This window comes from Pseudomonas sp. BGI-2, assembly GCF_004310295.1.
Classification (GTDB): Bacteria; Pseudomonadota; Gammaproteobacteria; order Pseudomonadales; family Pseudomonadaceae; genus Aquipseudomonas.
In genome coordinates this window covers 19449-42415 of record NZ_SISB01000053.1, presented here as the reverse complement: position 1 = coordinate 42415, position 22967 = coordinate 19449, and the positions used below count along the sequence as shown (strand labels likewise).

Below are 22967 nucleotides of genomic sequence, written 5' to 3'. Positions count from 1 at the left end.
GTGCTGGAAGACCAGTACCGTGTACGACGAAAAGGTTTATTTACAGGCCTTGCTCCGGCACGGCTCACCGTTGACCAGCGAGCTGGACACAGCAAAACCGCGTTGACGGAAAGGCTCAGGGCGTGATAGCGGCCGACAGTCGAAGTAGATGTCGCCTGATACACCGCCATCGCAAGCAAGCTCGCTCCCACAGGTTTCTGTAATGTTTTGAAGATTGCGTTCGTCCCAAGAGACCAATGAACATCAGATGGAGTTGTTTTTATGGGCCCATGGCTCGATAGCGTGACCGGTTGGTTGTCGGCTAACCCGCAATGGCTGGCCGCGGCGGTGTTCATAGTGGCATTTGTGGAATGCCTGGCGATTGCCGGGTTGATCGTGCCCGGCACGGTGTTGCTGTTCGCCGTGGCGGTACTGGCCGGCAGCGGCGCACTGTCATTGAGCGAAACGCTTTTGCTTGGGTTCGTCGCCGGCGTGCTGGGCGACATCGTTTCGTACTTCATTGGCCGACATTTCCACCAGAACATCCGGCGCCTGCCGGGGTTGCGTCATCATCCGGAATGGATCGCCGGCGCCGAAGCGTATTTCCAGCGCTACGGCATCGCCAGTCTGTTGGTCGGGCGCTTTATCGGCCCGCTGCGCCCGATGCTGCCAATGGTCGCCGGGATGTTCGACATGCCGTTCCCGCGTTTCGCCGCTGTCAGCTTGCTGGCCGCCGCGGGCTGGAGCATCGCGTACTTGCTACCCGGCTGGGCCACGGGCGCAGCGATTCGTCTGCCATTGCCCGACGGTTTCTGGCCTGAGGCGGGTATCGTCGCCGGCAGCATCGCCATCATGTTGGGTTTGAGCATCACCAGCAGCATGCGCCGCCATCGTAAAGCGACGGTGCTGATTGCCGGCATGAGCCTGCTGATTCTCGCAGGGCTGTTTATCGGCTATCCGCACCTGACTGCGCTCGATCAGGGTGTGATGACCCTGGTGCAGGAACACCGCAGCCCGATGCTCGATGAAGTGGCCGTCACCTTCACGCTGATCGGCGAATTCCGCAACATGCTGCTGTTCAGCGCCCTGCTCACCGGCTTGCTGCTGCTCACCCGGCAGTGGCGCCAGGCGATTTTCGCCGGTGGCACCCTGCTCTTCACTGCTTTGGGCAACACGTTCACCAAGCAATTTTTCGCCCGCGTGCGCCCGGAAGTACTGAGCGATCCGCTGACCAGCTACAGCATGCCCAGCGGCCACGCCTCGGGCTCCTTCGCGTTGTTCCTGACCCTCGCCGTACTGGCCGGTCGCGGTCAGCCGCCGCGGATGCGCCTGACCTGGTTGCTGCTGGGTTGCTTGCCGGCACTGGCGATTGCCCTGTCGCGGGTGTACCTGGGCGCACATTGGCCGACGGATGTACTGGCCGGCGCGATGCTGGCGGCATGCGTGTGTGCCGCGAGCTTGTGGTTGAACCAGCGTCAGGCACCGCTCAACGGCATGCCGCCAAAAGTCTGGTGGCTGGTATTGCCGGCGTTGGTGGCGTTGTTCGGGTTCTTTGCGTTGCGGCATTTGCCGAATGCGATGTTGAGGTATGCCTACTGATCAGGCAAACAACTCACCCTGCAATTCATCCAGCAGCGCCTGAATCGCATCCAGTCGCTGCTGGGGATCATCGAGTTGCAGCAGGTCGATCTTGTCCAGCTCAGCAAACGGCAGCAGGTAGGCCAGCTGATTGGCCAAGGATTGTTGCCCGGTCGCTTCGGTGCCCATGTTCAACGCCTCGACCATCGGGTGTTCGGCCAAGGCCTTGAGCAGTGCGACCAGGTCCGCGTCCTCGTCCTGCAGCGGTTGCTCGGGCTCGTCTTCCAGCCACTCGACGTCAGCGACGGTCAATTGATCGCGCTGCACCTCGGTGCGCAGTACATGAAAACGCCGGCCGCCCTGCACGCGAATGCCCAGCAGGCCGTTGTCCTGCTGCTTGAAATCGGTGATCAACGCTTCGCAGCCCACCAGTGCATAGCCCGCCGGCGCGATGCCCACTTCTTCGCCGTCGAGAATGCACACCACGCCGAAGCCGCCGCCCTGTTTCATGCAGCGGCTGATCATGTCCAGGTAGCGCGCCTCGAAGATCTGCAAGTCGAGGATGCAGCCAGGGAACAGCACCGTGTTCAGCGGGAAAAGCGGCAAGCTCATAGACATTTCCTTACACCACCATCGACACCGCCAACGGCAGGAACACCGCCGTGGCCACGCCCATCAGACTCATCGCCAGCGCCGCGAAGGCGCCGCATTCTTCACTTTCCTGCAAGGCCACCGAGGTGCCGACCGCATGGGCGGTCATGCCCAAAGCCATACCGCGTGCTTCAGGGCTGTGCACGCCCAGTCGGGTCAACAGACTCGGCCCGAAGATCGCACCAATCACGCCAGTGATCAACACGAACACCGCCGCCAGCGCAGCGACACCACCGATCTGCTCGGCCACCAGCATGGCAATCGGCGACGTCACCGACTTCGGTGCCATGGTCATCAGGATCATGTGTTCGGCGCCAAACCACCAGCCCAGCAACACGCCCATGCCCGTGGCAACCACGCCGCCTATCACCAGCGTAGTAAATATCGGCCAGAACAACTGCCGAATCCGTCGCAGATTGAGGTACAGCGGCACTGCCAGTGCAACGGTCGCTGGCCCGAGCAAGATGCTGAGGATCTCGGTGCTCTTGCGGTACTCGGCAAAGTTGATCCCGCAAAGCACCAGCACGCCGATCACCAGCAGCATGGAGACCAGCACCGGCTGCAGAAAGATCCAGCGGGTTTTCTCGAAGGCCGCCAGCACCAACTGATAAGCGCCCAGCGTAATGCCGATACCGAACAACGGATGATGAATCACCGAGTCCAGCGCGCCGTGCCAATCGAGGATCATTGGCGATCTCCACGATGGGCATGCCGCTTGACCATGCGCTGCATCAGAACCCCGGCAAACGCCATGGACAGCACCAGCGACAACACCAACGCGCCGACGATGGCCCAGAAATCCGCGGCAATGTCCTTGGCGTAAACCATAACGCCCACGGCCGGCGGCACCAGCAGCAACGGCAAGTAACGCAGCAGGCTACTGGCCGCCAGGTTCAACGGCTCGCCGACTTGCCCGCGTGAAATCAGGTACACCAGCAACAGCAGCAGGCCGACAATCGGCCCGGGCAGCACCGGTAAAAACAAATGGTTGATGGCTGTGCCCAGCAATTGGAACAGCACCAGCCAGGTCAGGCCACGTAACAACATCCAGCATCTCCCGCACGCGCTCCCCACCAAAAAGGGGCCGGGCATTATAAGCACGTCAACGCTATGGATCGGCATTCGCCAAAAGCATGGTCAGTTGACCGGAGCAATTTGCCATGTTGATCTAAAGTGGTTCACAGGGAGGTCAAATCCCCCCGCTCGAAAAACTATAAATCCGATGAAACCCAAGGAGAGTCTCAATGCCCTATGTTCCCGTTGCAGAGCTCAAAGATTATGTCGGCAAGGAACTCGGACGTTCCGGATGGCTCACCATCGATCAGGAGCGCATCAACCTGTTCGCAGAAGCCACAGGCGATTATCAGTTTATTCACGTCGATCCGGTCAAAGCCGCGCAAACGCCATTTGGCAGCACCATTGCACACGGATTCCTGTCGCTGTCCTTGATCCCGAAACTGATGGAAGACATCCTGATCCTCCCTCAAGGGGCGAAGATGGTGGTCAACTATGGTCTGGACAGCGTGCGTTTCATCCAGCCAGTGAAGGTCAACTCCAGGGTTCGGCTCAAGGTCGACATGAACGAAGTCATCGAGAAGAAACCCGGCCAATGGCTGCTCAAAGCCACCGCCACCCTTGAAATCGAAGGGTCGGACAAGCCGGCGTATATCGCCGAGCCGCTGTCCCTCTGTTTCGTCTGACACATGCCTGATTGCGAAACAGCTCACGCTGTTTCGCGCTGTGTCTCTGCCGTGTCTCTATAAATGCGACACATAGCTGCGGCATACTCCGTCGCATAATTGCCCGGATCCCGCTATGCGCTCACTTGCACTCCTTGCCTTGACCCTATTGCTCACCGCTTGCGGCGATGGCGAATCGCTGCTGCCCCCCGATGCCCGCTTGCCGGACGGCGGGCGCTATCGCGGTGATCTGGTCAACGGCTTGCTGCAAGGCCAGGGCCGCATCGACTACCCCAACGGCAGCTGGTACGACGGCGAGTTCGACAAGGGCCAATGGCATGGCCAGGGCGAATGGCATGGCAGCAACGGTGAGGTCTATCGCGGACTGTTCAATCAAGGCTTGTTCGACGGCCAAGGCACGCTGACCACCCCCGGCAGCAGCTACACCGGCGGGTTCAAACTCGGCCGCCGCGACGGTGAAGGTACGCTTAAAGAAAACGCGATGACCTATCGCGGTGAATTCAAGGCCGATCAATATTCAGGGCTAGGTCGTCTCGAACTCGACGACGGCAGCTCCTACCAAGGCCAGTTCGCCCAAGGCAAACCCAATGGCGAAGGCCAGCGCGGCGATGGCAGTGGCAATCAGTTCACCGGGCACTTCAAAGACGGACAGCTGGAAGGCAACGGGACCTTCAACAGCGCCGACGGCGACATCTATGTCGGTGGCTTCAAGAACAATCAGTTGCATGGCAAGGGCCGCTACGAAAACGCCGACGGCGATGTCTGGCTGGGTCAATTCAAGGAAGGCTCGCTGAACGGCAAGGGCGAGTTGATCGGCGCTGACGGCAGCCATTACATCGGCCAGTTCAGCGACTGGCGCTTTACCGGCCAGGGTCGATTGAACCTGCCGGACGGCAGCTTCTACATCGGCCAGTTCGACGGTGACAGCTACTCGGGACGCGGCACTCTGGTGCTCACCGACGGCACGGTGCAAAGCGGTACGTGGATTAATGGCCAGCGTGTTCGCGATGCCGATGGCAAGTTGCTGCCCGACACCCTCGAACTCGGGTTGCTGGCCCAGGGCCGGTTACTCGATGACGCCCTGTCCAGTGTGCCGGCCTCGACCCCGGTGGTGGAGCTGTACACCTTGACTCTGGGCGGTGACGGCAAGCAGAGCGTATTCCTGCGTGAGTCCGATTACGTCAGCAACATGCTCAGCAGCCGCTTCGGCGCCTTTGGCCAGATTCGCCTGGTGAACCATCGCGATCACCTCGTCGACCGGCCGATGGCCACCCGGGAAAACCTGCGCCGTGCCGCGGTGACCCTGGCCGAACGCAGTGGCCCGGAAGACTTGATCTTCATCTACCTGACCAGCCACGGCAGCAGCGAACATGAACTGGTGCTCGACCAGCCGCGCATGGAGTTGGCCGATCTTCCGGCCGACGAACTCGCCGCCGTCCTCGCGCCCCTGAAAAATCGGGACAAGATTGTTGTGATTTCATCCTGCTATTCCGGCGGTTTCATCCCCGCCCTCAAGGATGAACGCACGCTGATCATGACCGCCTCGCGTGCCGATCGTGTGTCCTTCGGTTGCTCGGAAGAAGCCAACTTCACCTACTTCGGCGATGCGCTGTTCGCCCAGGCACTGAACCAGACCGACGATCTGGAGCAAGCCTTCAAGCTGGCCAAGGCTACGGTGGCGGAGCGCGAACTGGCCGACGGCTTCGAAGCCTCTGAACCGCAGATCTGGGCGCCGAAAACCGTTCTCTCGCACTGGCAGCTTTTACGCAAGCAGCAGGCACGAAAAGCACTACAAAGTGTCTCTATCAACAGCAAGGATGCAAAGAGCAACTAAGCTGAACAGTATCAAGGGGGAAACACTATGTACTTGACGCCTCAGCATGTATTGCTTGCCGGAGCTACCGGGTTAACCGGTGAACATCTGCTTGATCGCTTGCTCAATGAGCCAACGATTTCAAGGGTTTTAGCCCCCTCACGCCGGCCTTTGGCCGAGCATCCGCATCTGGAAAACCCGGTCGGCGATCCGGCGGTGTTCCTGCCGCAACTGAACGGTCGCGTCGACATCGCCTACTGCTGCCTCGGCACCACCATCAAGCAGGCCGGATCGGAGCAGGCGTTTCGCGCAGTGGACCTGGACATGGTGGTGGCGTTCGCCAAGCGTGCGCGGGAAATGGGCGCACGGCACCTGATCGTGATCAGCGCCTTGGGGGCTGATCGAAGATCTTCGGTTTTCTACAACCGTGTCAAAGGCGAGATGGAATACGCATTGCGTGCGCAGGACTGGCCGCAACTGACCATTTGCCGACCTTCGCTGTTATTGGGCGATCGCGTCAAGCCGCGACTGGGCGAGAAAGTCGCCGGTCCGTTGTCGCGATTGATTCCGGGCAAGTACCACGGCATCGAAGCCTGCCAACTGGCCCGCGCGATGTGGAGGCTGGCGCTGGAAGAACAGGATGGGGTGCGGGTGGTTGAGTCGGATGAGTTGCGCAAACTAGGCAAGTAATCCTGTGGCGTCTGAGAAGACGCCTTCGCGGGCAAGTCGGACCGCCGCACCGCTCGCTCCTACTGGTTCACCACCGTTGATTGTGTAGGAGCGAGCGGTGCGGCGGTCCGACTTGCCCGCGAAGGGCGCGACACCGATTCAATGCCGAACGCTACAACCCGCCCGTCGCTTGAAAACCCACTCCGATCACCGTCAGCAGCGACAACGGCAACAACAGCGTGTCGAGCAACGCGCTGGCCGGCAGATCAACGCCAGGGTAGCTCGGCGCTTCGGCGCCAAACCGGTCCATCGCGCAGCACCCACCGTTCATGGCGTACAAATCCAGGCGCGTCCCCGCGTACACCACTGGCGCCCCCGGCTTGGCGGCATCCAGCGTGCGCGCCGTGGCGCAGCCCGTCAGTTGCAGCGCCAACAGCATAATCAGCAGTTTATTCATCGCTGCTCAAATGATGTTCGCCCCAGCGCGGCAGCATGTCTTGCGGAATGTTCAACAGGTTGAGAATCCGTGCCACCACAAAGTCGATCAAGTCATCGATTGTCTGCGGCTGATGATAGAAGCCCGGCGAAGCCGGCAAAATCGTCACACCCATGTTCGACAACTTGAGCATGTGCTCTAGGTGAATGCTCGAATACGGCGCCTCACGCGGCACCAGAATCAGCTGTCGACGCTCTTTCAATGTCACATCGGCAGCACGCTCGATCAGGTTGTTGCAGGCACCGGTCGCAATCGCCGACAAGGTCCCGGTGGAACAAGGCACCACCACCATCGCCGCAGGCGCCCCGGAGCCCGAGGCTACCGGCGACATCCAGTCTTCCTTGCCGTACACCTTGATTTGGCCGGCGGCCGCGCCGGTGTATTCAGTGAGGAAGGCCTGCATCGTCTGCGGTTTGGCCGGCAGCGTGACGTCTGTCTCGGTGGCCATCACCAGTTGCGCAGCCTTGGAGATCAGAAAATGCACCTCGCGGTCTTCGCGTATCAGACAGTCGAGCAGGCGTAAACCGTACTGGGCGCCCGAAGCGCCGGTCATCGCGAGGGTGATGCGTTCCGGGCCGTTGTTCATTGCAGCGCCTCGGCGAGTTTGCCGTGCAGGCCGCCGAAGCCGCCGTTGCTCATGATCACCACGTGAGTGCCGGGCTGGGCCTGGCTCTTCACGCGCTCGATGATGCCTTCCAGCGAATCGCTGACAATCGACGGCACGGTGCACAACGCTGCGGTCGCGCCCAGGTCCCAGCCGAGGTTGGCAGGGGCGTACCAGATAACCTGATCGGCATCGACCACGCTTTCCGGCAAGCCGTCGCGGTGAGCACCGAGCTTCATGGAGTTGGAACGCGGCTCGATGATCGCAATCAACGGCGCATCGCCGATGCGTTTGCGCAGGCCGTCGAGGGTCGTCGCAATCGCCGTCGGGTGGTGAGCGAAGTCGTCGTAGATGGTGATGCCACGCACTTCGGCGACTTTCTCCATCCGGCGTTTCACGCTTTTAAACGCGCTCAACGCGGCGATGCCCATGGCAGGCACCACGCCAACATGGCGAGCCGCTGCCAATGTGGCCAGGGCGTTAGCCACGTTGTGCTGGCCGGTCATGTCCCAATCGACGATGCCTTGGGCGACGCCTTCGAACATCACTTCGAACTTCGAACCGTCTTCGCTGTGCAGTTTGACCTGCCATTGACCGCCGGCACCGGTGGTTTGCACCGGGGTCCAGCAGCCCATTTCAATAACGCGCTGCAATGCCGGCTCGGTGGTCGGGTGGATCACCAGGCCTTCGCTCGGGATGGTCCGCACCAAATGGTGAAACTGCCGCTCGATGGCGGGCAGATCGGGGAAGATGTCGGCGTGATCGTATTCCAGGTTGTTCAGGATCGCCGTGCGTGGGCGGTAGTGAACGAACTTGGAGCGCTTGTCGAAGAACGCGCTGTCGTACTCGTCGGCTTCGATCACGAAGAACGGCGTATCGCCCAAGCGCGCGGACACCGAAAAGTTTTGCGGCACGCCGCCGATCAGGAAACCCGGGCTCATGCCCGCGTGCTCCAGGACCCAGGCGAGCATGCTGCTGGTGGTGGTTTTGCCATGAGTGCCGGCGACAGCCAGGACCCAGCGACCTTGCAGCACATGATCCGCCAGCCATTGCGGACCGGAGACGTACGGCAGGCCTTTGTTCAGCACGTATTCGACGGCCGGGTTGCCGCGGGACATGGCGTTGCCGACCACCACCAGATCCGGCGCCGGATCGAGTTGGGCGGGATCGTAGCCTTGGGTCAACTCAATGCCCTGCGCCTCAAGCTGAGTGCTCATAGGCGGATAGACGTTGGCATCGGAGCCCGTCACGTGATGGCCCAGCTCTTTGGCCAGAACCGCCATCGAACCCATGAAAGTGCCGCAGATACCAAGAATATGAATGTGCATAGTCGACCTCGTAAACATGGCCGCAGGTTAGCGTAGGGTGGGGAAAATCGCACCTTGTGTTTAGACTGGCCGACGATGACTTCCCATTATGCTACTCGACAATCAGAATCGGCCCACGCTGTGCGGCAGCACAGTACGGCACGGGTTTCCTTGATAATACCGCCCTCACCTCCCGATGACTGCTCGGAAACTGCTCATGAATAACAAGACGTCTCAAATCAGCATCACGCCTGGCTCAAGCACGAAAAAACTGTCCGCCGGGCAGCGGAAATTCAACGGACTTGTCAAAAAAATCGAAACACAGCGCCAGACGCTCCTGGCATGGGAAACCGCCACCCCTTTATATATTGAACGCTGGCGCGAGGAGTTCATTCCTCAGTTCCACACATTTAGTCAACGCTCGCTTGAGCTTGTGCATGTTCTGGATGAACTCAGCGAACGGATAAAACTCTCGAAAACCGATCGCCACACGTTGATTCAGGAGATTTGCGCCCAGACCTTGTCGTTGATCGATAGCGGCAACTACACCGATGAAGATAAAGCCACCTTAAAAGCGCTGTACAACAAGCACAGCGGTCGTGACTTCGATGCCGACGCGAGTGAAGACGACGAGTTATTGAAACAGGGATTGCAAGAGATCTTCGGCGTTGATCTGGGCGACGATATCGACACGTTATCTGCTGAGGAAATTGCGCAAAAAATGCACGAGCGCCTGTGGGCCGAGCAAACGGCGCAGCAGCAGCAAAGCACCGGCAAAAAAACCGCAAGCCACCTGCGCCAGGAAGCGGACGCCGCCCAAGCCAGCCAATCTGTGCGCGAAATTTATCGCAAGCTGGCCAGTGCCCTGCACCCCGATCGAGAAACAGACCCCGACGAGCGCGAACGCAAAACCGTGCTGATGCAACGAGTCAACCTCGCCTATGGCGAACGGAACCTGCTTGATCTGCTGCAACTGCAATTGGAAATCGAGCACATCAGCGCAGACACCCTTGATGCACTTCCCGCCGATCGGCTTAAACATTACAACCAGGTATTGTCCGAGCAACTCGGAAAGCTGCAAAACGAAGTGTTCGAAATGGAGCTGGCGTTCAAACAGCAATTCCAGCTCGATCCGTTCGATGAGGTGACGCCGAAGAACCTGGCTGGCAAGTACCAATATCAGCTCGACATGCTAATCAACGACACAGAGGAGCTGAACGGCCTGCGCGAAGAACTGAAGGACCCCAACATCTTGAAAGCCTGGCTCAAGGCGCAAAGGGAATATCAGAAGAAGATGGACGCCATGGACCTTGAAGCGGACCTGTTCGATGAACAGTTCGACAAGTTCCCGGATTCGTTATTCCGCTGAATATCGGTCATCGGGTTTGAATCAACTCCACGCTCCTTAACGAGCAATCCCATGCTTGCGCAACTTTCTATAAAGGGTGTTGCGGCTGACGCCCAATTGCTCGGCGGTGTGGGTCATGTGCCAGCGCTGTTCTTCCAGGGCATTAAGCAGGGCCAGCCGCTCGGCATCCTCCAGCGGATGCTCCGACGGCTGTTCAGGGGCAGCGACCGGTAGCAGCCGATCCTGACGAATCATCGTCGGCAAATCCTCAAGGCCAATCCGCCCGCCATCACACAACGCCGCCAACGTGCGCAGCACATTGCGCAATTGCCGCACGTTCCCCGGCCAGGAGAAGGCCAGCAACGCTTGGCGTGCCTGACTGTCGATCAGTACGGTTTCCTCGCCCGCCTCTTCGGCCAGCAGAAAATCAAGCAACTGCGATTTATCACTGCGTTCACGCAACGCCGGCAACGCAATCTCCAACCCATTGAGCCGGTAATACAAATCTTCGCGGAAGCTGCCGTCCTGCACCCGCTCCAGCAAATTACGGTGAGTGGCGCTGATAATCCGCACATTGACCGATTCCGGCTCGCCGCCGATCGGCACCACCTGACGGTCTTCCAGCACCCTTAATAGCCGGGTCTGCAAGGCCAGGGGCATGTCGCCGATTTCATCGAGGAACAAGGTCCCGCCATCGGCCTGTTGCAACTTGCCGCGCATGCCTTCCTTGCGAGCACCGGTAAAGCTGCCGCCGCGATAGCCAAACAGTTCGCTCTCGATCAGGCTTTCGGGGATGGCGGCGCAGTTGAGCGCGACGAAGGCTTTATCTGCCCGCCGGCTGGCCTGGTGGACGGCTTTGGCAAACGCTTCTTTGCCGGATCCGGTTTCGCCGTTGATCAGTAGCGGTACGTCCCGTTCGAACACACGCAAGGATTTGCGGAAGTCTTCCTGCAACCCGGTGTCGCCCAGACAAATGCCCGCCAAGCGCGAAGGTTCGACGATCACCGGGCTTTGCACCACCGGCACCGGAATGCTGCGCGGCTGCCCACGCAACACGGCAAACAGACTCCGCCCGTCGCGCGTGCGCAACGGCCAACTGGCGCTGGCATTGACGCTGGCGCGGCCGAGCAATTCATCCAGCGAGCAGTCGAAAAACGCCTCCACCGGTTTGCCCAGCAACCCACCGCGAATATGCCCCAGCAGGTTCAGCGCACTTTGGTTGACCGCACTGATCCGCCCTTCCCCGTCAAACGCCAGCAACCCTTCGCTGAACAACCCGACGGATTCGGCCTGAAGGTGAAAACGCAGCAGCCATTGATTGTCGAAATAACGCAGGAAATAACAGCTCTCGATCATCTTCGCCGAAAGATTGACCAGGGCCATGGTGTGGAACTGACTTTGACGAGAGACCTCGTGGCGCGCCGAGGACACGTCGAGCACGGCCAGCAGTTCGCCGTGAGGGTCGAACACCGGGCTCGCCGAGCAGGTCAGCCCGGTGTGACGGCCGCGAAAGTGCTCGTCCTGATGGATGGTCAGGGACTGACGCTCCACCAGACAGGTGCCGATGCCATTCGTGCCTTCGCACGCTTCGCTCCAGTCAGCGCCGAGCCAGAGGCCGGCGCGTTCGAAAATCTTCCGTTCGGCCGGCGCGGTGACGCAATTGAGGATCACGCCGCGGGCGTCGGTCAGCAAGACCGCATGGCCGGCGCCGGAGAGTTGCTGGTGAAGGCTGGTCATTTCGCTGCCGGCGATGTGCAGCACTTGCTGCAAGCGCTCGCGGCTTTCCAGTACGCGGCCATGTTCCAGCACCGTGGGTGCCATGGTCAGGGCCGGGTCGAGGTGATAATCCTCAAGACAACGCAGCCAGGAACGGGCAATCGACGGATCGCTGCCGGGACCGCGCAGGTGGGATTTCCCCTGAGTGACGGTCAGGACCTGCTGGGCATGGCGACTCAAATGGTTGTCGTGCATTTCTGATTGTTCTCCCCGGGGCTCGGCGACCCGTGCATGAGGTGACGCCCAGCATCCTCCAGCCATCGGAGCATTGCAATGCTGGCGAGACCGCCCCGTCGCACGTTGTGCCATAAGCAGTACAAAGTGTCATCCAGGCTGTACCGAAAGCGTCACAGACATCATCCGCCTGTCCGGCAAAAACCACGCAAGGCCTTGATTTGCCTGACCTGCAAGGCAGTGGCCCGACCTTTGCTCTACGCTTATAACAAGCGCACATGCGCTCTCCCTTATAAGCACAAAAGCCAAGGAGAAATCACTATGCGTTACGCTCACCCCGGTACTGAAGGCGCTATCGTTTCGTTCAAGAGCAAATACGGTAACTACATCGGCGGCGAGTTCGTCGCGCCTGTCAAAGGTCAGTACTTCACCAATACCTCGCCAGTGAATGGCCAACCGATTGCCGAATTCCCGCGCTCCACGGCCGAAGACATCGACAAAGCCCTGGACGCTGCCCACGCGGCCGCCGATGCCTGGGGCGCCACGTCCGTCCAGGCTCGCTCGCTGGTGCTGCTGAAAATCGCCGACCGCATCGAACAGAACCTGGAAGTCCTGGCGATCACCGAGTCTTGGGACAACGGCAAAGCGGTGCGTGAAACCCTCAACGCCGACATCCCGCTGGCAGCCGACCACTTCCGCTACTACGCCGGTTGCATCCGCGCCCAGGAAGGCAGCGCCGCCGAGATCGATGGCAACACTGTGGCCTATCACATCCATGAACCATTGGGCGTGGTCGGGCAGATCATCCCGTGGAACTTCCCGATCCTGATGGCCGCCTGGAAACTCGCCCCGGCCCTGGCTGCCGGTAACTGCGTGGTGCTCAAGCCTGCCGAGCAAACGCCGCTGGGCATTACCGTGCTGATGGAGCTGATCGGCGACCTGCTGCCGCCGGGCGTGCTGAACGTCGTGCAAGGCTTCGGCAAAGAAGCCGGCGAAGCGCTGGCCACCAGCAAACGCATTGCCAAGATCGCCTTCACCGGCTCGACCCCGGTCGGCTCGCACATCATGAAATGCGCCGCCGAAAACATCATTCCGTGCACCGTGGAGCTGGGAGGCAAGTCGCCGAACATCTTCTTCGCCGACATCATGCAAGCCGAAGAAACCTTCATCGAAAAAGCCGCCGAAGGCCTGGTGCTGGCGTTCTTCAACCAGGGCGAAGTCTGCACCTGCCCATCCCGTGCATTGGTGCAAGAGTCGATCTACGACGACTTCATGAAAGTGGTCATGAAGAAAGTGCTGTCGATCAAACGTGGCGACCCGCTGGACACCGACACCATGGTCGGCGCCCAGGCGTCCGAGCAGCAATTCGACAAAATCCTTTCGTACCTGGAAATCGCCAAGGGCGAAGGCGCCGAGCTGCTGACCGGCGGCAAGGTGGAAAAACTCGAGGGCAACCTGGCGACCGGGTACTACATCCAGCCGACCCTGCTCAAGGGCACCAACAAAATGCGTGTGTTCCAGGAAGAAATCTTTGGCCCTGTGGTGAGCATCACCACCTTCAAGGACGAAGCCGAAGCCCTGGCCATCGCCAACGACACCGAGTTCGGTCTCGGTGCCGGCCTCTGGACCCGCGACATCAACCGCGCCTATCGCATGGGCCGCGCCATCAAGGCCGGTCGTGTGTGGACCAACTGCTACCACCTGTACCCGGCGCACGCCGCGTTTGGCGGTTACAAAAAATCCGGCGTCGGTCGTGAAACCCACAAAATGATGCTCGATCACTATCAGCAGACCAAAAACCTGCTGGTGAGCTACGACATCAATCCGTTGGGCTTCTTCTAAACCGTCTGTCGCAGGCAAGCCACTCTCCTTGTGAGAGTGAGCTTGCTTGCACATCGGGCCTTCGCGCCAACCCGGCAATCACGCCGGTCAAAAACAATAAGAACAGGTGAACCCTATGCCTAGCGATCAAGCCAGCGTGCAGCCGGCTACCTCCTCGGTCGACTTTGAAAAAGTCGGCTCCGACTACTTCCAGCAACGGGAACTGAAAAAAGGTGCGGCAGGCTGGGTCCTGCTGGTGGGTCTGGGCGTGGCCTACGTCATCTCGGGCGATTACGCAGGATGGAACTTCGGACTGGCCCAGGGTGGCTGGGGCGGCATGTTTATCGCCACGTTGCTGATGGCGACCATGTACCTGTGTATGTGCTTTTCCTTGGCGGAACTGTCGTCCATGATCCCTACCGCCGGTGGCGGCTACGGTTTTGCCCGAAGCGCATTTGGGCCGTGGGGCGGGTTTCTGACCGGGACCGCGATCCTGATCGAATACGCCATTGCCCCGGCGGCGATCGCGGTGTTTATCGGCGCCTATTGCGAATCACTGTTCGGCATCGGCGGCTGGATGATTTACCTGGCGTTCTACATCATCTTTATCGCCATTCACATTTTCGGGGTCGGCGAAGCCCTGAAATTGATGTTCGTCATCACCGCCGTCGCTGCCCTGGCACTGGGTGTATTTTTGGTGGCGATGGTGCCGCACTTCAACGTCGCCAATCTGCTCGACATCCCGGTGACCGAGGCCAAGGGCGCCAGCAGCTTCCTGCCGTTCGGCTACGTCGGCGTGTGGGCGGCCATTCCTTACGCGATCTGGTTCTTCCTGGCCGTTGAAGGTGTGCCACTGGCGGCAGAGGAAACCAAAAACCCGAAACGCGACCTGCCACGCGGGTTGATTGGCGCAATGCTGGTGCTGGTGACCTTTGCCCTGCTTATTCTGGTCATCGGCCCTGGCGGTGCGGGCGCCAATGCGTTGATGACCTCGGGTAACCCGTTGGTCGAAGCGCTGAGCAAAGCCTATGGTGGCTCGACCTGGATGGGCCACTTCGTCAATCTGGTGGGCCTCGCGGGTCTGATCGCCAGTTTCTTCTCGATCATCTACGCCTACTCGCGGCAGATCTTTGCGCTGTCCCGCGCCGGCTACCTGCCGCGCAAACTGTCAGAAACCAACAAGAGCAAGGCTCCCGTATTGGCACTGATTATTCCCGGCATCATCGGATTCGGCTTGTCGCTGACCGGTCAGGGTGACTTGCTGATTCTGGTGGCAGTGTTCGGCGCGACCATTTCCTACGTCTTGATGATGGCGGCGCACATCACACTGCGTATTCGGCGCCCCAAAATGGACCGGCCATATCGCACGCCGGGCGGTATCTTCACCTCGGGTGTCGCGCTGGTGCTGGCTTGCATCGCCGTGGTGGCGGGTTTTCTGGTGGACCCGCGTGTAGTGATTGGCGCTGCGATCATCTATGGAGTGTTAATTGCTTACTTTGCCTTCTACAGTCGGCATCACTTGGTAGCAGGCACGCCCGAAGAAGAATTCGCGGCCATTCAGAACGCTGAAAAAGTCCTGCACTAACGGCCAGAAATCACGGCGCAGCCCTGTCTGCGCCGTCACGGAGAATCTGTATGGCTAGTTTTGCTCACACTGTCGGTGGCCTGACTTATCGCTTCGAAAGCCTCAAGGAGGTGATGGCCAAGGCCAGTCCGGCACGCTCAGGGGATTTCCTGGCTGGCGTCGCGGCACTTAACGATGGCGAACGCGTGGCTGCGCAAATGGCCCTGGCTGACATTCCGCTGACTCACTTCCTGCTGGAAGTACTCATTCCTTACGAGGCCGATGAAGTCACCCGACTGATCATCGACACTCACGACAACCACGCATTCGCAGTTGTCAGCCACCTTACCGTCGGCGGTTTCCGTGACTGGCTACTGAGCGATGCGGCCGACGAACAGAGCCTGCGCGCCCTGGCGCCCGGCCTGACCCCGGAGATGGTCGCCGCCGTGTCGAAGATCATGCGCGTGCAGGATCTGGTGCTGGTGGCGCAAAAAATCCGCGTGGTCACGAAATTCCGCGGCACGATGGGTTTGCGCGGGCGGTTATCCACACGCCTGCAACCCAACCACCCCACCGACGAACCGGCCGGCATTGCGGCGAGCATTCTCGACGGTCTGCTGTACGGCAATGGTGACGCGATGATCGGGATCAACCCGGCCACCGACAGCATCGCGTCGATCTGCGCCATGCTGGAAATGCTCGACGCGATCATCCAGCGCTACGAAATTCCTACACAAGCTTGCGTTTTAACCCACGTCACCACGTCCATCGAAGCAATCAATCGCGGTGTTCCGCTGGACCTGGTGTTCCAGTCGATCGCAGGCACCGAAGCGGCCAACGCCAGTTTCGGCATCAACTTGAATGTCCTGCAGGAAGGTTATGAAGCCGGCCTGAGCCTGAATCGCGGCACCCTGGGCCAGAATCTGATGTATTTCGAGACCGGCCAAGGCAGCGCCCTGTCAGCCAACGCCCACCACGGCATCGATCAACAAACCTGCGAAACCCGAGCCTACGCCGTGGCGCGCCATTTCAAACCGTTCCTGGTCAACACCGTCGTAGGATTCATCGGCCCGGAATACCTCTACAACGGGAAACAGATCATCCGCGCCGGCCTCGAAGACCACTTCTGCGGCAAGCTGCTGGGCGTGCCGATGGGTTGCGATATCTGTTACACCAACCACGCCGAAGCCGACCAGGACGACATGGACACCCTGCTGACCCTGCTGGGCGTAGCCGGGATCAATTTCATCATGGGCATCCCCGGCTCCGATGACATCATGCTCAACTACCAGACCACCTCGTTCCACGACGCCCTTTACGCCCGCCAGACGCTGGGCCTGAAACCGGCGCCGGAGTTCGAACAATGGCTGGCGAAAATGGGCATCCTTACTCAGGTGGACGGAAAGATTCACTTCGGCGACAGCCTGCCTCCAGCCTTCCGCCAAGCGATGGCGCAACTGGGATGAGTGTTGAAATGGATAAACCACCTGTTGATCCAGAGAATCCGTTGCTGGAACTGCGTCGCCTGACCCCGGCGCGGATTGCACTGGGCCGCACCGGCACCAGCATGCCGACGAGTGCGCAACTGGATTTCCAGTACGCCCACGCACAGGCCCGGGACGCGGTGCACCTGCCATTCGACCATGCCGGGCTCAGCTCCCAATTGGCCGAAGCCGGGCGCGAGAGTTTGCTGCTGCACAGTGCAGCCCCGAACCGGGACAGTTACTTGCAGCGCCCCGATCTGGGGCGAAAGTTGAGCGATGACTCGGCCCGAACCCTGCGCGAATACGCGCGGGCCAAACCTGGCGGGGTGGACTTGGTGATCGTGGTCGCCGATGGCTTGTCAGCGCTGGCCGTTCATCGCCATACCTTGCCGTTTCTGGCGCGGATGCAAGAGCAGATTGAAGCTGAAGGCTGGTCCGTGTCGCCTGTGGTGTTGGTGGAGCAAGGCCGGGTCGCCGTGGCTGACGAGATTGGCGAGCTGCTCGGCGCGAAAATGGTGGTGATCCTGATCGGTGAACGCCCTGGCCTTAGTTCGCCGGACAGTCTGGGTTTATATTTCACCTACAATCCAAAGGTCGGGCTGACAGATGCCTACCGCAACTGCATCTCCAATGTCCGGCTCGAGGGCCTGAGCTACGGAATGGCGGCACACCGCTTGTTGTACCTGATGCGCGAGGCTTGCCGTCGGCAGTTATCGGGGGTCAATCTGAAGGACGAAGCCCAGGTTCATACGCTGGAGTCGGACGCCGGTGCGGACATGAAAGGTAATTTCCTACTGAGCCCGCCGAATACCTGAACCGTTTCCGCATTGCGTTTCTGTTCCGATTTCAGGCAGGATCGAAGCACGGCTGCCCGAGTGAAGAACCGTTCGCCGTCAGAGCACGTGAAGACAGCCACTTGAAGACGAGACTTATCAATGCGGATTATCCAAGCGACCCTCGAACACCTGGACCTGCTGACCCCGTTGTTCGTCAAATATCGCGAGTTTTATGGCTCACTGGCCTATCCGGACTCCTCCCGGGCGTTCCTTGAAAAACGCCTGCGACGCAAGGAATCGGTGATTTACCTGGCGCTGGCCGATGGCAACGACAAACTGATGGGTTTCTGTCAGTTGTACCCGAGCTTTTCGTCCCTTTCGCTCAAACGTGTGTGGATTCTCAACGACATCTATGTCGCCGAAGACGCCCGCCGGCAGTTAGTCGCAGACAACCTTATGCGCACCGCGAAAAAAATGGCCAAGGAAACCAATGCCGTGCGCATGCGCGTATCCACCAGCAGCGACAACGAAATCGCGCAGAAAACCTATGAGTCCATCGGGTTCAAGGAAGATACCGAGTTCAAGAACTACGTGTTGCCCATCAGCGACGAGCTCTGATGCTTGCCAGCTTCTGTGATGAGGGATCGTGCGCCCTCATCACAGAAGGGTTATTTATTGTCACCAGACTTCCGATCGCGCCATAGACATCCCCCGCTACAATCTCGACGCGCGCTTCACCACTCAGCCCGTATAATGCCGGCCTTTTCGGCTTGTAAGAAAAACTACACTCATCTGTAGGCTTTCGCGAAGTCATCCGCACAGGCCTGCTGAGTCTGGCCGTCACCACAGGTGCTCTCCATGGATTTCAACCCGATCGACCTTATCCTGCATCTCGATGTTTACCTCGACTTGCTGGTGAACAACTACGGGCCATGGATCTACGCCATCCTGTTTCTGGTGATCTTCTGCGAAACCGGTCTGGTGGTAATGCCGTTCCTGCCGGGCGACTCCCTGCTGTTCATCGCGGGCGCCGTGGCGGCCGGCGGCGGCATGGACCCGGTGTTGCTGGGTGGCCTGCTGATGCTGGCGGCGATCCTCGGCGACAGCACCAACTACGTCATCGGCCGAACCGCGGGCGAACGCTTGTTCAGCAACCCGAACTCGAAAATCTTCCGCCGCGACTACCTGCAACAGACCCACGACTTCTATGACAAGCACGGCGGCAAGACCGTGACCCTGGCGCGTTTCCTGCCGATCATCCGCACGTTTGCACCGTTCGTCGCCGGTGTCGCCAAAATGCCTTACCTCCGGTTCTTTGCCTTCAGCGTCCTCGGCACCATTTTGTGGGTCGGCGGCTTGGTGACGCTCGGTTACTTCTTCGGCAACGTACCGTTCATCAAGTCCAATCTTTCGCTGCTGGTAGTGGGCATCATCCTGCTGTCGCTGGTGCCGATGATCATCGGCGTGGTCCGCAGCCGCTTCGGCAAATCCGCGTCCAAAGCCCAATCGCGCTGACTCGCGATGTGGTCCCTGAGCGCCTGGCGTCGCCGGCGCATCCTGACCAGACACCTGGTTGCCGACGACCTGTGGCAACGGGTGCGCCAGCACTTGAGTTTTCTCGATGGCCTCAGCGCCGCCGAAGATCAATGGCTGCGCGAAGCCTGCGTGCTGTTCCTGGAAGATAAACACCTGACCGCCCTGCCCGGCGTCGAACTCCACCAGGAGCAACGGTTGCTGCTCGCCGCTCAAGCGCAATTGCCACTGTTGCATCTCGGCGATCTGAACTGGTACCAGGGTTTCCACGAAATCGTCCTCTACCCCGACGATTTCCTCAGCCCTCAACGGCATCGCGATGCCAGCGGCGTCGAACACGAGTGGGATGGCGAACACAGCGGCGAAGCCTGGCAGCAAGGCCCGATCATCCTCGCCTGGCCCGGCGTGATGGCCAGTGGCGGCTGGGAAGGCTACAACCTGGTCATCCACGAACTCGCGCACAAACTCGACATGCTCAACGGCGACGCCAACGGCTTGCCACCGCTGCACCCCGACATGCGGGTCAGCGAGTGGGCCAAGGTCATGCAGCACGCCTACGATGACCTCAACCGGCACCTTGACCGCAATCCGGACGCCGAAACGGCCATCGACCCGTACGCGGCGGAAAACCCCGCCGAGTTCTTCGCGGTCACCAGCGAATACTTCTTCAGTGCCCCGGATTTGCTGCACGAGGCGTATCCTCAGGTCTATGAGCAGTTGAAGCTGTTTTACCGCCAGGACCCGCTGGCCCGGTTGCGGCAACTTCTGGCCGAAGACCCGGTCTATCAGGCACACGACTAGTGCCCAGCCTCACCGATACGTTGCTCTTTTGACGAGTGGCCGTTGTGGTCAGGCAAGGCGCCGCGACGAGTCATAGCTGGCTATGGCGAGGAGCGGCAACGCAGCATGACCGCAACGGACGCCGTCAAAAAGCAACAGTATCGGTGAGGCTGGGCACTAGGGTCTCTACGACCTCTGGTACGTGGCGTCGGCGCAGGAATATGCCTATAATCGCCGCCACTTTTTGGTCAATCCGGCCAAGTGTTTTTGGTCAACTAACGGGGGCACCGCCCAATGAGCTACAGCAAGATTCCGGCTGGCAAAGACCTGCCGAACGACATCTACGTCGCGATCGAGATTCCGGCCAACCACGCGCCGATCAAATACGAAATCGACAAAGACAGCGATTGCCTGTTCGTTGACCGTTTCATGGCCACCCCGATGTTCTACCCGGCCAACTACGGTTTCATCCCGAACACCCTGGCCGACGACGGTGACCCCCTCGACGTGCTGGTCGTGACCCCTTACCCGGTTGCGCCAGGCTCGGTCATCCGCGCTCGTCCAGTCGGCATCCTGCACATGACCGACGACGGCGGCGGCGATGCCAAAGTCATCGCAGTCCCACACGACAAGCTGTCCCAGCTGTACGTCGACGTGAAGGAATACACCGATCTGCCTCCGCTGCTGCTGGAACAGATCAAGCACTTCTTCGAGAACTACAAAGACCTCGAAAAAGGCAAATGGGTGAAGATCGAAGGTTGGGGCGACGCAGAAGCCGCTCGCACCGAGATCATGAAGTCGGTTGCTGCCTATAAAGGCTGAGACGCCATTGGCCTCGCGCCTGTGACGACTTGAAGAAAACCCCGGTTGATCCGGGGTTTTTTGTGGGCGTTCATAAAGTGGCTTTTAAACGCCGCGTTTACCAAGCGACCACTTCAGTTTTTTCTTGTTTAATTTGTTCCAAATACGTCTTACATCCGGTCGTAAATTTCCCTCGAAATTTGAACGGTTCGTTTATTCAAAGCCCGGCCCAGCGCCCGTAGACTCGTGTTTATGAAAAAGAACACTAGCGGCCCACGGTTTAAGACGCTCCTCGAAGAAGCGAAAATAACGACGACAGGATTTGCCGCTTTCTTCGACACGGAGCCGCAAAATATCCATAACTGGTACACCCGCGGTGTGCCCGCCTACCGCATGGAAGAGGTTTCCAGACTACTGTCGGTAAACAGCGACTGGCTCAAGACCGGCGAAGGTCCACAAAGCTCAAAACACCTGCGCCTGCTCGACGAGTCAGGCAACACCTTCGACGCCCAGGCCATCCGCGGCATCTACACGGTGGTCGAACCTACCGATGTCGAGTTGCCCGTTTACAAAGAAATGCCCATCGCCCCGGGGTCCTACAAAACCCACGTCATCGAAGACCCCGGCCAATTCATCCGCCTACCCAAAAGCCACCTCGACTCCCTGGAAATCAACCATGCGGATGTGTTCTGCGTCCACATGCTCGGCAACGGCATGGGAGCCAGGATTGAGGACGGCTCCACACTCGCCATCGACCGTGGACTGACCAAGGTGATTGACGGCGAAATCTACGCCATCGAGCACGACGGAATGCTGCGAATCAAATACCTGCACCGGATGCCTGGCAATGCGCTGCGGTTGCGCAGCTACAACAAAGCCGAGCACCCGGACGAGATCTTCAATGCCGAGCAGATTGAGAAGCAAAACATCAGGGTGATGGGGTGGGTGTTTTGGTGGTCGACACTGAATAAACGACGGCCGGCGGTGCCGTTTCTGTAATACCTGAGTGCATTTTCAAGAGTAAGCCCACTCCCACAGGCATCACACAATCCCTGTGGCAGCGGGCTTGCCCGCGAAAGCGATGGCTCGTTCACCCAAAAAATCCGGGTGGATTACCTGATCCCGAGCCCCCGATGGCTCTAAGACGCACACTACGCTGGGAATCCCCAAAAAAAATCAGTATGCTGCGCCCCACATTTGCGCATCACCCCGCCCCGCGGCTCTGATCGCACCGACAAGGCAGATGATTTTCTCGCCGAGTCCCACAGCCGGACGCAAGATCCGGGTGTACGTTTTGAAGGCTGGCGCGGTTTACCAAAAATGAACCAAGCCAGTCCCCGAGAAGCCGGCCACAAGCCGGCTTTTTAATGCCCGGGAGAAAAGCATGCCTGTCATCTGAAAACTCTAAATGAGGGTTGTCGGGATAGCACCGCAATTGCTACCGTAACGACAAACGTCATTACAGGCACGTCACCATGGCTTCCATTAACATCCGCATCGACGATGATCTGAAGCAGCGTTCATTTGCTGAGCTGGAAAAACTCGGGGTAACGCCTTCCGAACTTCTGCGCCAAACCCTTCAATACGTCGCCGAGCGCGGCAAATTGCCTTTCAAAGCTGCATTACTCAGCGAAGAGGATGAAGTGCTCATCGCCGTGGTCACCGAACGTCTTACCGCCCCTCAGCGAGTCAAGGTAAGCCTGGATGACCTATAGCCTCGAATTTGATCGTCGCGCGTTGAAAGAGTGGAACAAACTGGGCGACACGTTACGCCAACAGTTCAAGAAGAAGCTTGCTGAAATACTCGACAATCCTCGTATTGAAGCCAATCGGCTTCGCCAACTGCCTGACTGCTACAAACTCAAATTACGCAGCGCCGGCTATCGGCTGATCTACCAGGTCCTCGATCAGGAAGTGGTGGTGTTTGTGGTTGCCATCGGGAAGCGCGAGCGTCAAGTCGCTTACCAAGATGCACAGGACCGAATTAGTCAGCAGACTGCTGACTAATTTGATTTGTCGCAGAATTGCTGCGACAAATGCTGGACGACATTGCTTTCCAGCTTCTGCAACTGAGCCTGACCTTACGTCACGGCGGTGGTTGGCGGTTTGGGCA

Annotated in this window: 23 protein-coding genes; 16 read left to right on the top strand and 7 right to left on the bottom strand. The window is 59.4% G+C overall.

Features of this window, described 5'->3' with window-relative positions:
• Positions 1-261 precede the first annotated feature (261 nt).
• Complete coding sequence (locus EYC95_RS26945) at positions 262-1578, top strand: bifunctional DedA family/phosphatase PAP2 family protein (RefSeq protein WP_131063033.1); 1317 nt, start codon at positions 262-264, stop codon at positions 1576-1578.
• Here the strand turns inward: EYC95_RS26945 and EYC95_RS26940 are convergent, their stop codons facing one another.
• From EYC95_RS26940 to EYC95_RS26930, 3 genes are read right to left on the bottom strand one after another with little or no spacing between them, the layout of a single operon-like run.
• A complete protein-coding gene (locus EYC95_RS26940) occupies positions 1579-2169 on the bottom strand; it encodes an LON peptidase substrate-binding domain-containing protein (RefSeq protein WP_131063032.1) in 591 nt (196 codons plus the stop codon).
• Positions 2170-2179: 10 nt separating this feature from the next.
• Positions 2180-2896, bottom strand: a complete 717-nt coding sequence (locus EYC95_RS26935; RefSeq protein ID WP_131063031.1) for an LrgB family protein — start codon at positions 2894-2896, stop codon at positions 2180-2182.
• Positions 2893-3255: a CidA/LrgA family protein gene (locus tag EYC95_RS26930; RefSeq protein WP_131063030.1), complete on the bottom strand. Its 363-nt coding sequence runs from the start codon at positions 3253-3255 to the stop codon at positions 2893-2895. Before EYC95_RS26930 ends, EYC95_RS26935 begins: the two co-directional genes overlap by 4 nt.
• Positions 3256-3452: 197 nt before the next feature.
• Between EYC95_RS26930 and EYC95_RS26925 the strand changes: the two genes are divergently transcribed.
• The 3 genes from EYC95_RS26925 to EYC95_RS26915 all read left to right on the top strand — a co-directional run bounded on the left by EYC95_RS26925 (position 3453) and on the right by EYC95_RS26915 (position 6411).
• Complete coding sequence (locus tag EYC95_RS26925) at positions 3453-3908, top strand: MaoC family dehydratase (protein ID WP_131063029.1); 456 nt, start codon at positions 3453-3455, stop codon at positions 3906-3908.
• A gap of 115 nt (positions 3909-4023) precedes the next feature.
• The gene (locus tag EYC95_RS26920) at positions 4024-5742 is read left to right on the top strand and encodes a C13 family peptidase (RefSeq protein ID WP_131063028.1); all 1719 of its coding nucleotides are present in this window, start codon (positions 4024-4026) and stop codon (positions 5740-5742) included.
• A 27-nt stretch (positions 5743-5769) separates the two neighbouring features.
• Positions 5770-6411: an oxidoreductase gene (locus EYC95_RS26915; RefSeq protein WP_131063027.1), complete on the top strand. Its 642-nt coding sequence runs from the start codon at positions 5770-5772 to the stop codon at positions 6409-6411.
• A gap of 151 nt (positions 6412-6562) precedes the next feature.
• Here the strand turns inward: EYC95_RS26915 and EYC95_RS26910 are convergent, their stop codons facing one another.
• From EYC95_RS26910 to mpl, 3 genes are read right to left on the bottom strand one after another with little or no spacing between them, the layout of a single operon-like run.
• Positions 6563-6847 carry a YceK/YidQ family lipoprotein gene (locus EYC95_RS26910; RefSeq protein WP_131063026.1) on the bottom strand — a complete coding sequence of 95 codons (285 nt, stop codon included), beginning with the start codon at positions 6845-6847 and terminating at the stop codon, positions 6563-6565.
• Positions 6840-7472, bottom strand: a complete 633-nt coding sequence (gene ubiX / locus EYC95_RS26905; protein WP_010467349.1) for a flavin prenyltransferase UbiX — start codon at positions 7470-7472, stop codon at positions 6840-6842. Before ubiX ends, EYC95_RS26910 begins: the two co-directional genes overlap by 8 nt.
• Complete coding sequence (mpl, locus tag EYC95_RS26900; RefSeq protein ID WP_131063025.1) at positions 7469-8818, bottom strand: UDP-N-acetylmuramate:L-alanyl-gamma-D-glutamyl-meso-diaminopimelate ligase; 1350 nt, start codon at positions 8816-8818, stop codon at positions 7469-7471. The genes ubiX and mpl overlap by 4 nt, the downstream gene beginning before the upstream one ends.
• Before the next feature lie 196 nt (positions 8819-9014).
• Here mpl and EYC95_RS26895 point away from each other — a divergent pair, with 196 nt between their 5' ends.
• Positions 9015-10166 carry a molecular chaperone DnaJ gene (locus EYC95_RS26895; protein WP_131063024.1) on the top strand — a complete coding sequence of 384 codons (1152 nt, stop codon included), beginning with the start codon at positions 9015-9017 and terminating at the stop codon, positions 10164-10166.
• Between the two features lie 36 nt (positions 10167-10202).
• On the opposite strand, the gene EYC95_RS26890 is transcribed toward EYC95_RS26895, so the two are convergent.
• Positions 10203-12116: a sigma-54-dependent Fis family transcriptional regulator gene (locus tag EYC95_RS26890; RefSeq protein WP_131063023.1), complete on the bottom strand. Its 1914-nt coding sequence runs from the start codon at positions 12114-12116 to the stop codon at positions 10203-10205.
• A 300-nt stretch (positions 12117-12416) separates the two neighbouring features.
• On the opposite strand from EYC95_RS26890, the gene EYC95_RS26885 reads away from it, so the two are divergent.
• From EYC95_RS26885 to EYC95_RS26830, 11 genes are all read left to right on the top strand, one after another.
• On the top strand, positions 12417-13937 hold the full coding sequence (locus EYC95_RS26885; protein ID WP_131063022.1) for an aldehyde dehydrogenase family protein: 1521 nt from the start codon (positions 12417-12419) through the stop codon (positions 13935-13937).
• 115 nt (positions 13938-14052) lie between these two features.
• Positions 14053-15501, top strand: coding sequence for an ethanolamine permease (gene eat, locus EYC95_RS26880; protein WP_131063021.1), 1449 nt, complete (start codon positions 14053-14055; stop codon positions 15499-15501).
• Positions 15502-15551: 50 nt separating this feature from the next.
• Positions 15552-16946: an ethanolamine ammonia-lyase subunit EutB gene (locus tag EYC95_RS26875; RefSeq protein ID WP_131063020.1), complete on the top strand. Its 1395-nt coding sequence runs from the start codon at positions 15552-15554 to the stop codon at positions 16944-16946.
• Between the two features lie 8 nt (positions 16947-16954).
• Positions 16955-17779 (top strand): ethanolamine ammonia-lyase subunit EutC, encoded by an 825-nt coding sequence (eutC, locus tag EYC95_RS26870; RefSeq protein WP_165557512.1) that lies wholly within the window; start codon positions 16955-16957, stop codon positions 17777-17779.
• A gap of 120 nt (positions 17780-17899) precedes the next feature.
• Entirely contained in the window at positions 17900-18358 is a 459-nt protein-coding gene (locus tag EYC95_RS26865; RefSeq protein ID WP_131063018.1) for an N-acetyltransferase, read from the top strand.
• A gap of 240 nt (positions 18359-18598) precedes the next feature.
• Positions 18599-19255, top strand: a complete 657-nt coding sequence (locus EYC95_RS26860; protein WP_131063017.1) for a DedA family protein — start codon at positions 18599-18601, stop codon at positions 19253-19255.
• Between the two features lie 6 nt (positions 19256-19261).
• A complete protein-coding gene (locus tag EYC95_RS26855) occupies positions 19262-20074 on the top strand; it encodes a zinc-dependent peptidase (RefSeq protein ID WP_131063016.1) in 813 nt (270 codons plus the stop codon).
• Between the two features lie 273 nt (positions 20075-20347).
• On the top strand, positions 20348-20875 hold the full coding sequence (gene ppa / locus EYC95_RS26845) for an inorganic diphosphatase (protein ID WP_028620880.1): 528 nt from the start codon (positions 20348-20350) through the stop codon (positions 20873-20875).
• A 231-nt stretch (positions 20876-21106) separates the two neighbouring features.
• Positions 21107-21853 (top strand): S24 family peptidase, encoded by a 747-nt coding sequence (locus EYC95_RS26840; protein WP_131063015.1) that lies wholly within the window; start codon positions 21107-21109, stop codon positions 21851-21853.
• A 476-nt stretch (positions 21854-22329) separates the two neighbouring features.
• Positions 22330-22569 (top strand): type II toxin-antitoxin system RelB/DinJ family antitoxin, encoded by a 240-nt coding sequence (locus EYC95_RS26835; protein ID WP_131063014.1) that lies wholly within the window; start codon positions 22330-22332, stop codon positions 22567-22569.
• Positions 22559-22861 carry a type II toxin-antitoxin system RelE/ParE family toxin gene (locus EYC95_RS26830; RefSeq protein ID WP_131063013.1) on the top strand — a complete coding sequence of 101 codons (303 nt, stop codon included), beginning with the start codon at positions 22559-22561 and terminating at the stop codon, positions 22859-22861. The genes EYC95_RS26835 and EYC95_RS26830 overlap by 11 nt, the downstream gene beginning before the upstream one ends.
• Positions 22862-22967: the final 106 nt, after the last annotated feature.

Coding starts and splice junctions, on each gene's coding strand:
- EYC95_RS26885 (WP_131063022.1), top strand. CDS start 12,417: ATGCGTTACGCTCACCCCGGTACTGAAGGCGCTATCGTTTCGTTCAAG.
- ppa (WP_028620880.1), top strand. CDS start 20,348: ATGAGCTACAGCAAGATTCCGGCTGGCAAAGACCTGCCGAACGACATC.
- EYC95_RS26940 (WP_131063032.1), bottom strand. CDS start 2,169: ATGAGCTTGCCGCTTTTCCCGCTGAACACGGTGCTGTTCCCTGGCTGC.
- EYC95_RS26835 (WP_131063014.1), top strand. CDS start 22,330: ATGGCTTCCATTAACATCCGCATCGACGATGATCTGAAGCAGCGTTCA.
- EYC95_RS26890 (WP_131063023.1), bottom strand. CDS start 12,116: ATGCACGACAACCATTTGAGTCGCCATGCCCAGCAGGTCCTGACCGTC.
- EYC95_RS26860 (WP_131063017.1), top strand. CDS start 18,599: ATGGATTTCAACCCGATCGACCTTATCCTGCATCTCGATGTTTACCTC.
- EYC95_RS26855 (WP_131063016.1), top strand. CDS start 19,262: ATGTGGTCCCTGAGCGCCTGGCGTCGCCGGCGCATCCTGACCAGACAC.
- EYC95_RS26925 (WP_131063029.1), top strand. CDS start 3,453: ATGCCCTATGTTCCCGTTGCAGAGCTCAAAGATTATGTCGGCAAGGAA.
- EYC95_RS26875 (WP_131063020.1), top strand. CDS start 15,552: ATGGCTAGTTTTGCTCACACTGTCGGTGGCCTGACTTATCGCTTCGAA.
- EYC95_RS26830 (WP_131063013.1), top strand. CDS start 22,559: ATGACCTATAGCCTCGAATTTGATCGTCGCGCGTTGAAAGAGTGGAAC.
- ubiX (WP_010467349.1), bottom strand. CDS start 7,472: ATGAACAACGGCCCGGAACGCATCACCCTCGCGATGACCGGCGCTTCG.
- EYC95_RS26915 (WP_131063027.1), top strand. CDS start 5,770: ATGTACTTGACGCCTCAGCATGTATTGCTTGCCGGAGCTACCGGGTTA.
- EYC95_RS26865 (WP_131063018.1), top strand. CDS start 17,900: ATGCGGATTATCCAAGCGACCCTCGAACACCTGGACCTGCTGACCCCG.
- eutC (WP_165557512.1), top strand. CDS start 16,955: ATGGATAAACCACCTGTTGATCCAGAGAATCCGTTGCTGGAACTGCGT.
- EYC95_RS26920 (WP_131063028.1), top strand. CDS start 4,024: ATGCGCTCACTTGCACTCCTTGCCTTGACCCTATTGCTCACCGCTTGC.
- eat (WP_131063021.1), top strand. CDS start 14,053: ATGCCTAGCGATCAAGCCAGCGTGCAGCCGGCTACCTCCTCGGTCGAC.
- EYC95_RS26945 (WP_131063033.1), top strand. CDS start 262: ATGGGCCCATGGCTCGATAGCGTGACCGGTTGGTTGTCGGCTAACCCG.
- EYC95_RS26895 (WP_131063024.1), top strand. CDS start 9,015: ATGAATAACAAGACGTCTCAAATCAGCATCACGCCTGGCTCAAGCACG.
- mpl (WP_131063025.1), bottom strand. CDS start 8,818: ATGCACATTCATATTCTTGGTATCTGCGGCACTTTCATGGGTTCGATG.
- EYC95_RS26935 (WP_131063031.1), bottom strand. CDS start 2,896: ATGATCCTCGATTGGCACGGCGCGCTGGACTCGGTGATTCATCATCCG.
- EYC95_RS26910 (WP_131063026.1), bottom strand. CDS start 6,847: ATGAATAAACTGCTGATTATGCTGTTGGCGCTGCAACTGACGGGCTGC.
- EYC95_RS26840 (WP_131063015.1), top strand. CDS start 21,107: ATGAAAAAGAACACTAGCGGCCCACGGTTTAAGACGCTCCTCGAAGAA.
- EYC95_RS26930 (WP_131063030.1), bottom strand. CDS start 3,255: ATGTTGTTACGTGGCCTGACCTGGCTGGTGCTGTTCCAATTGCTGGGC.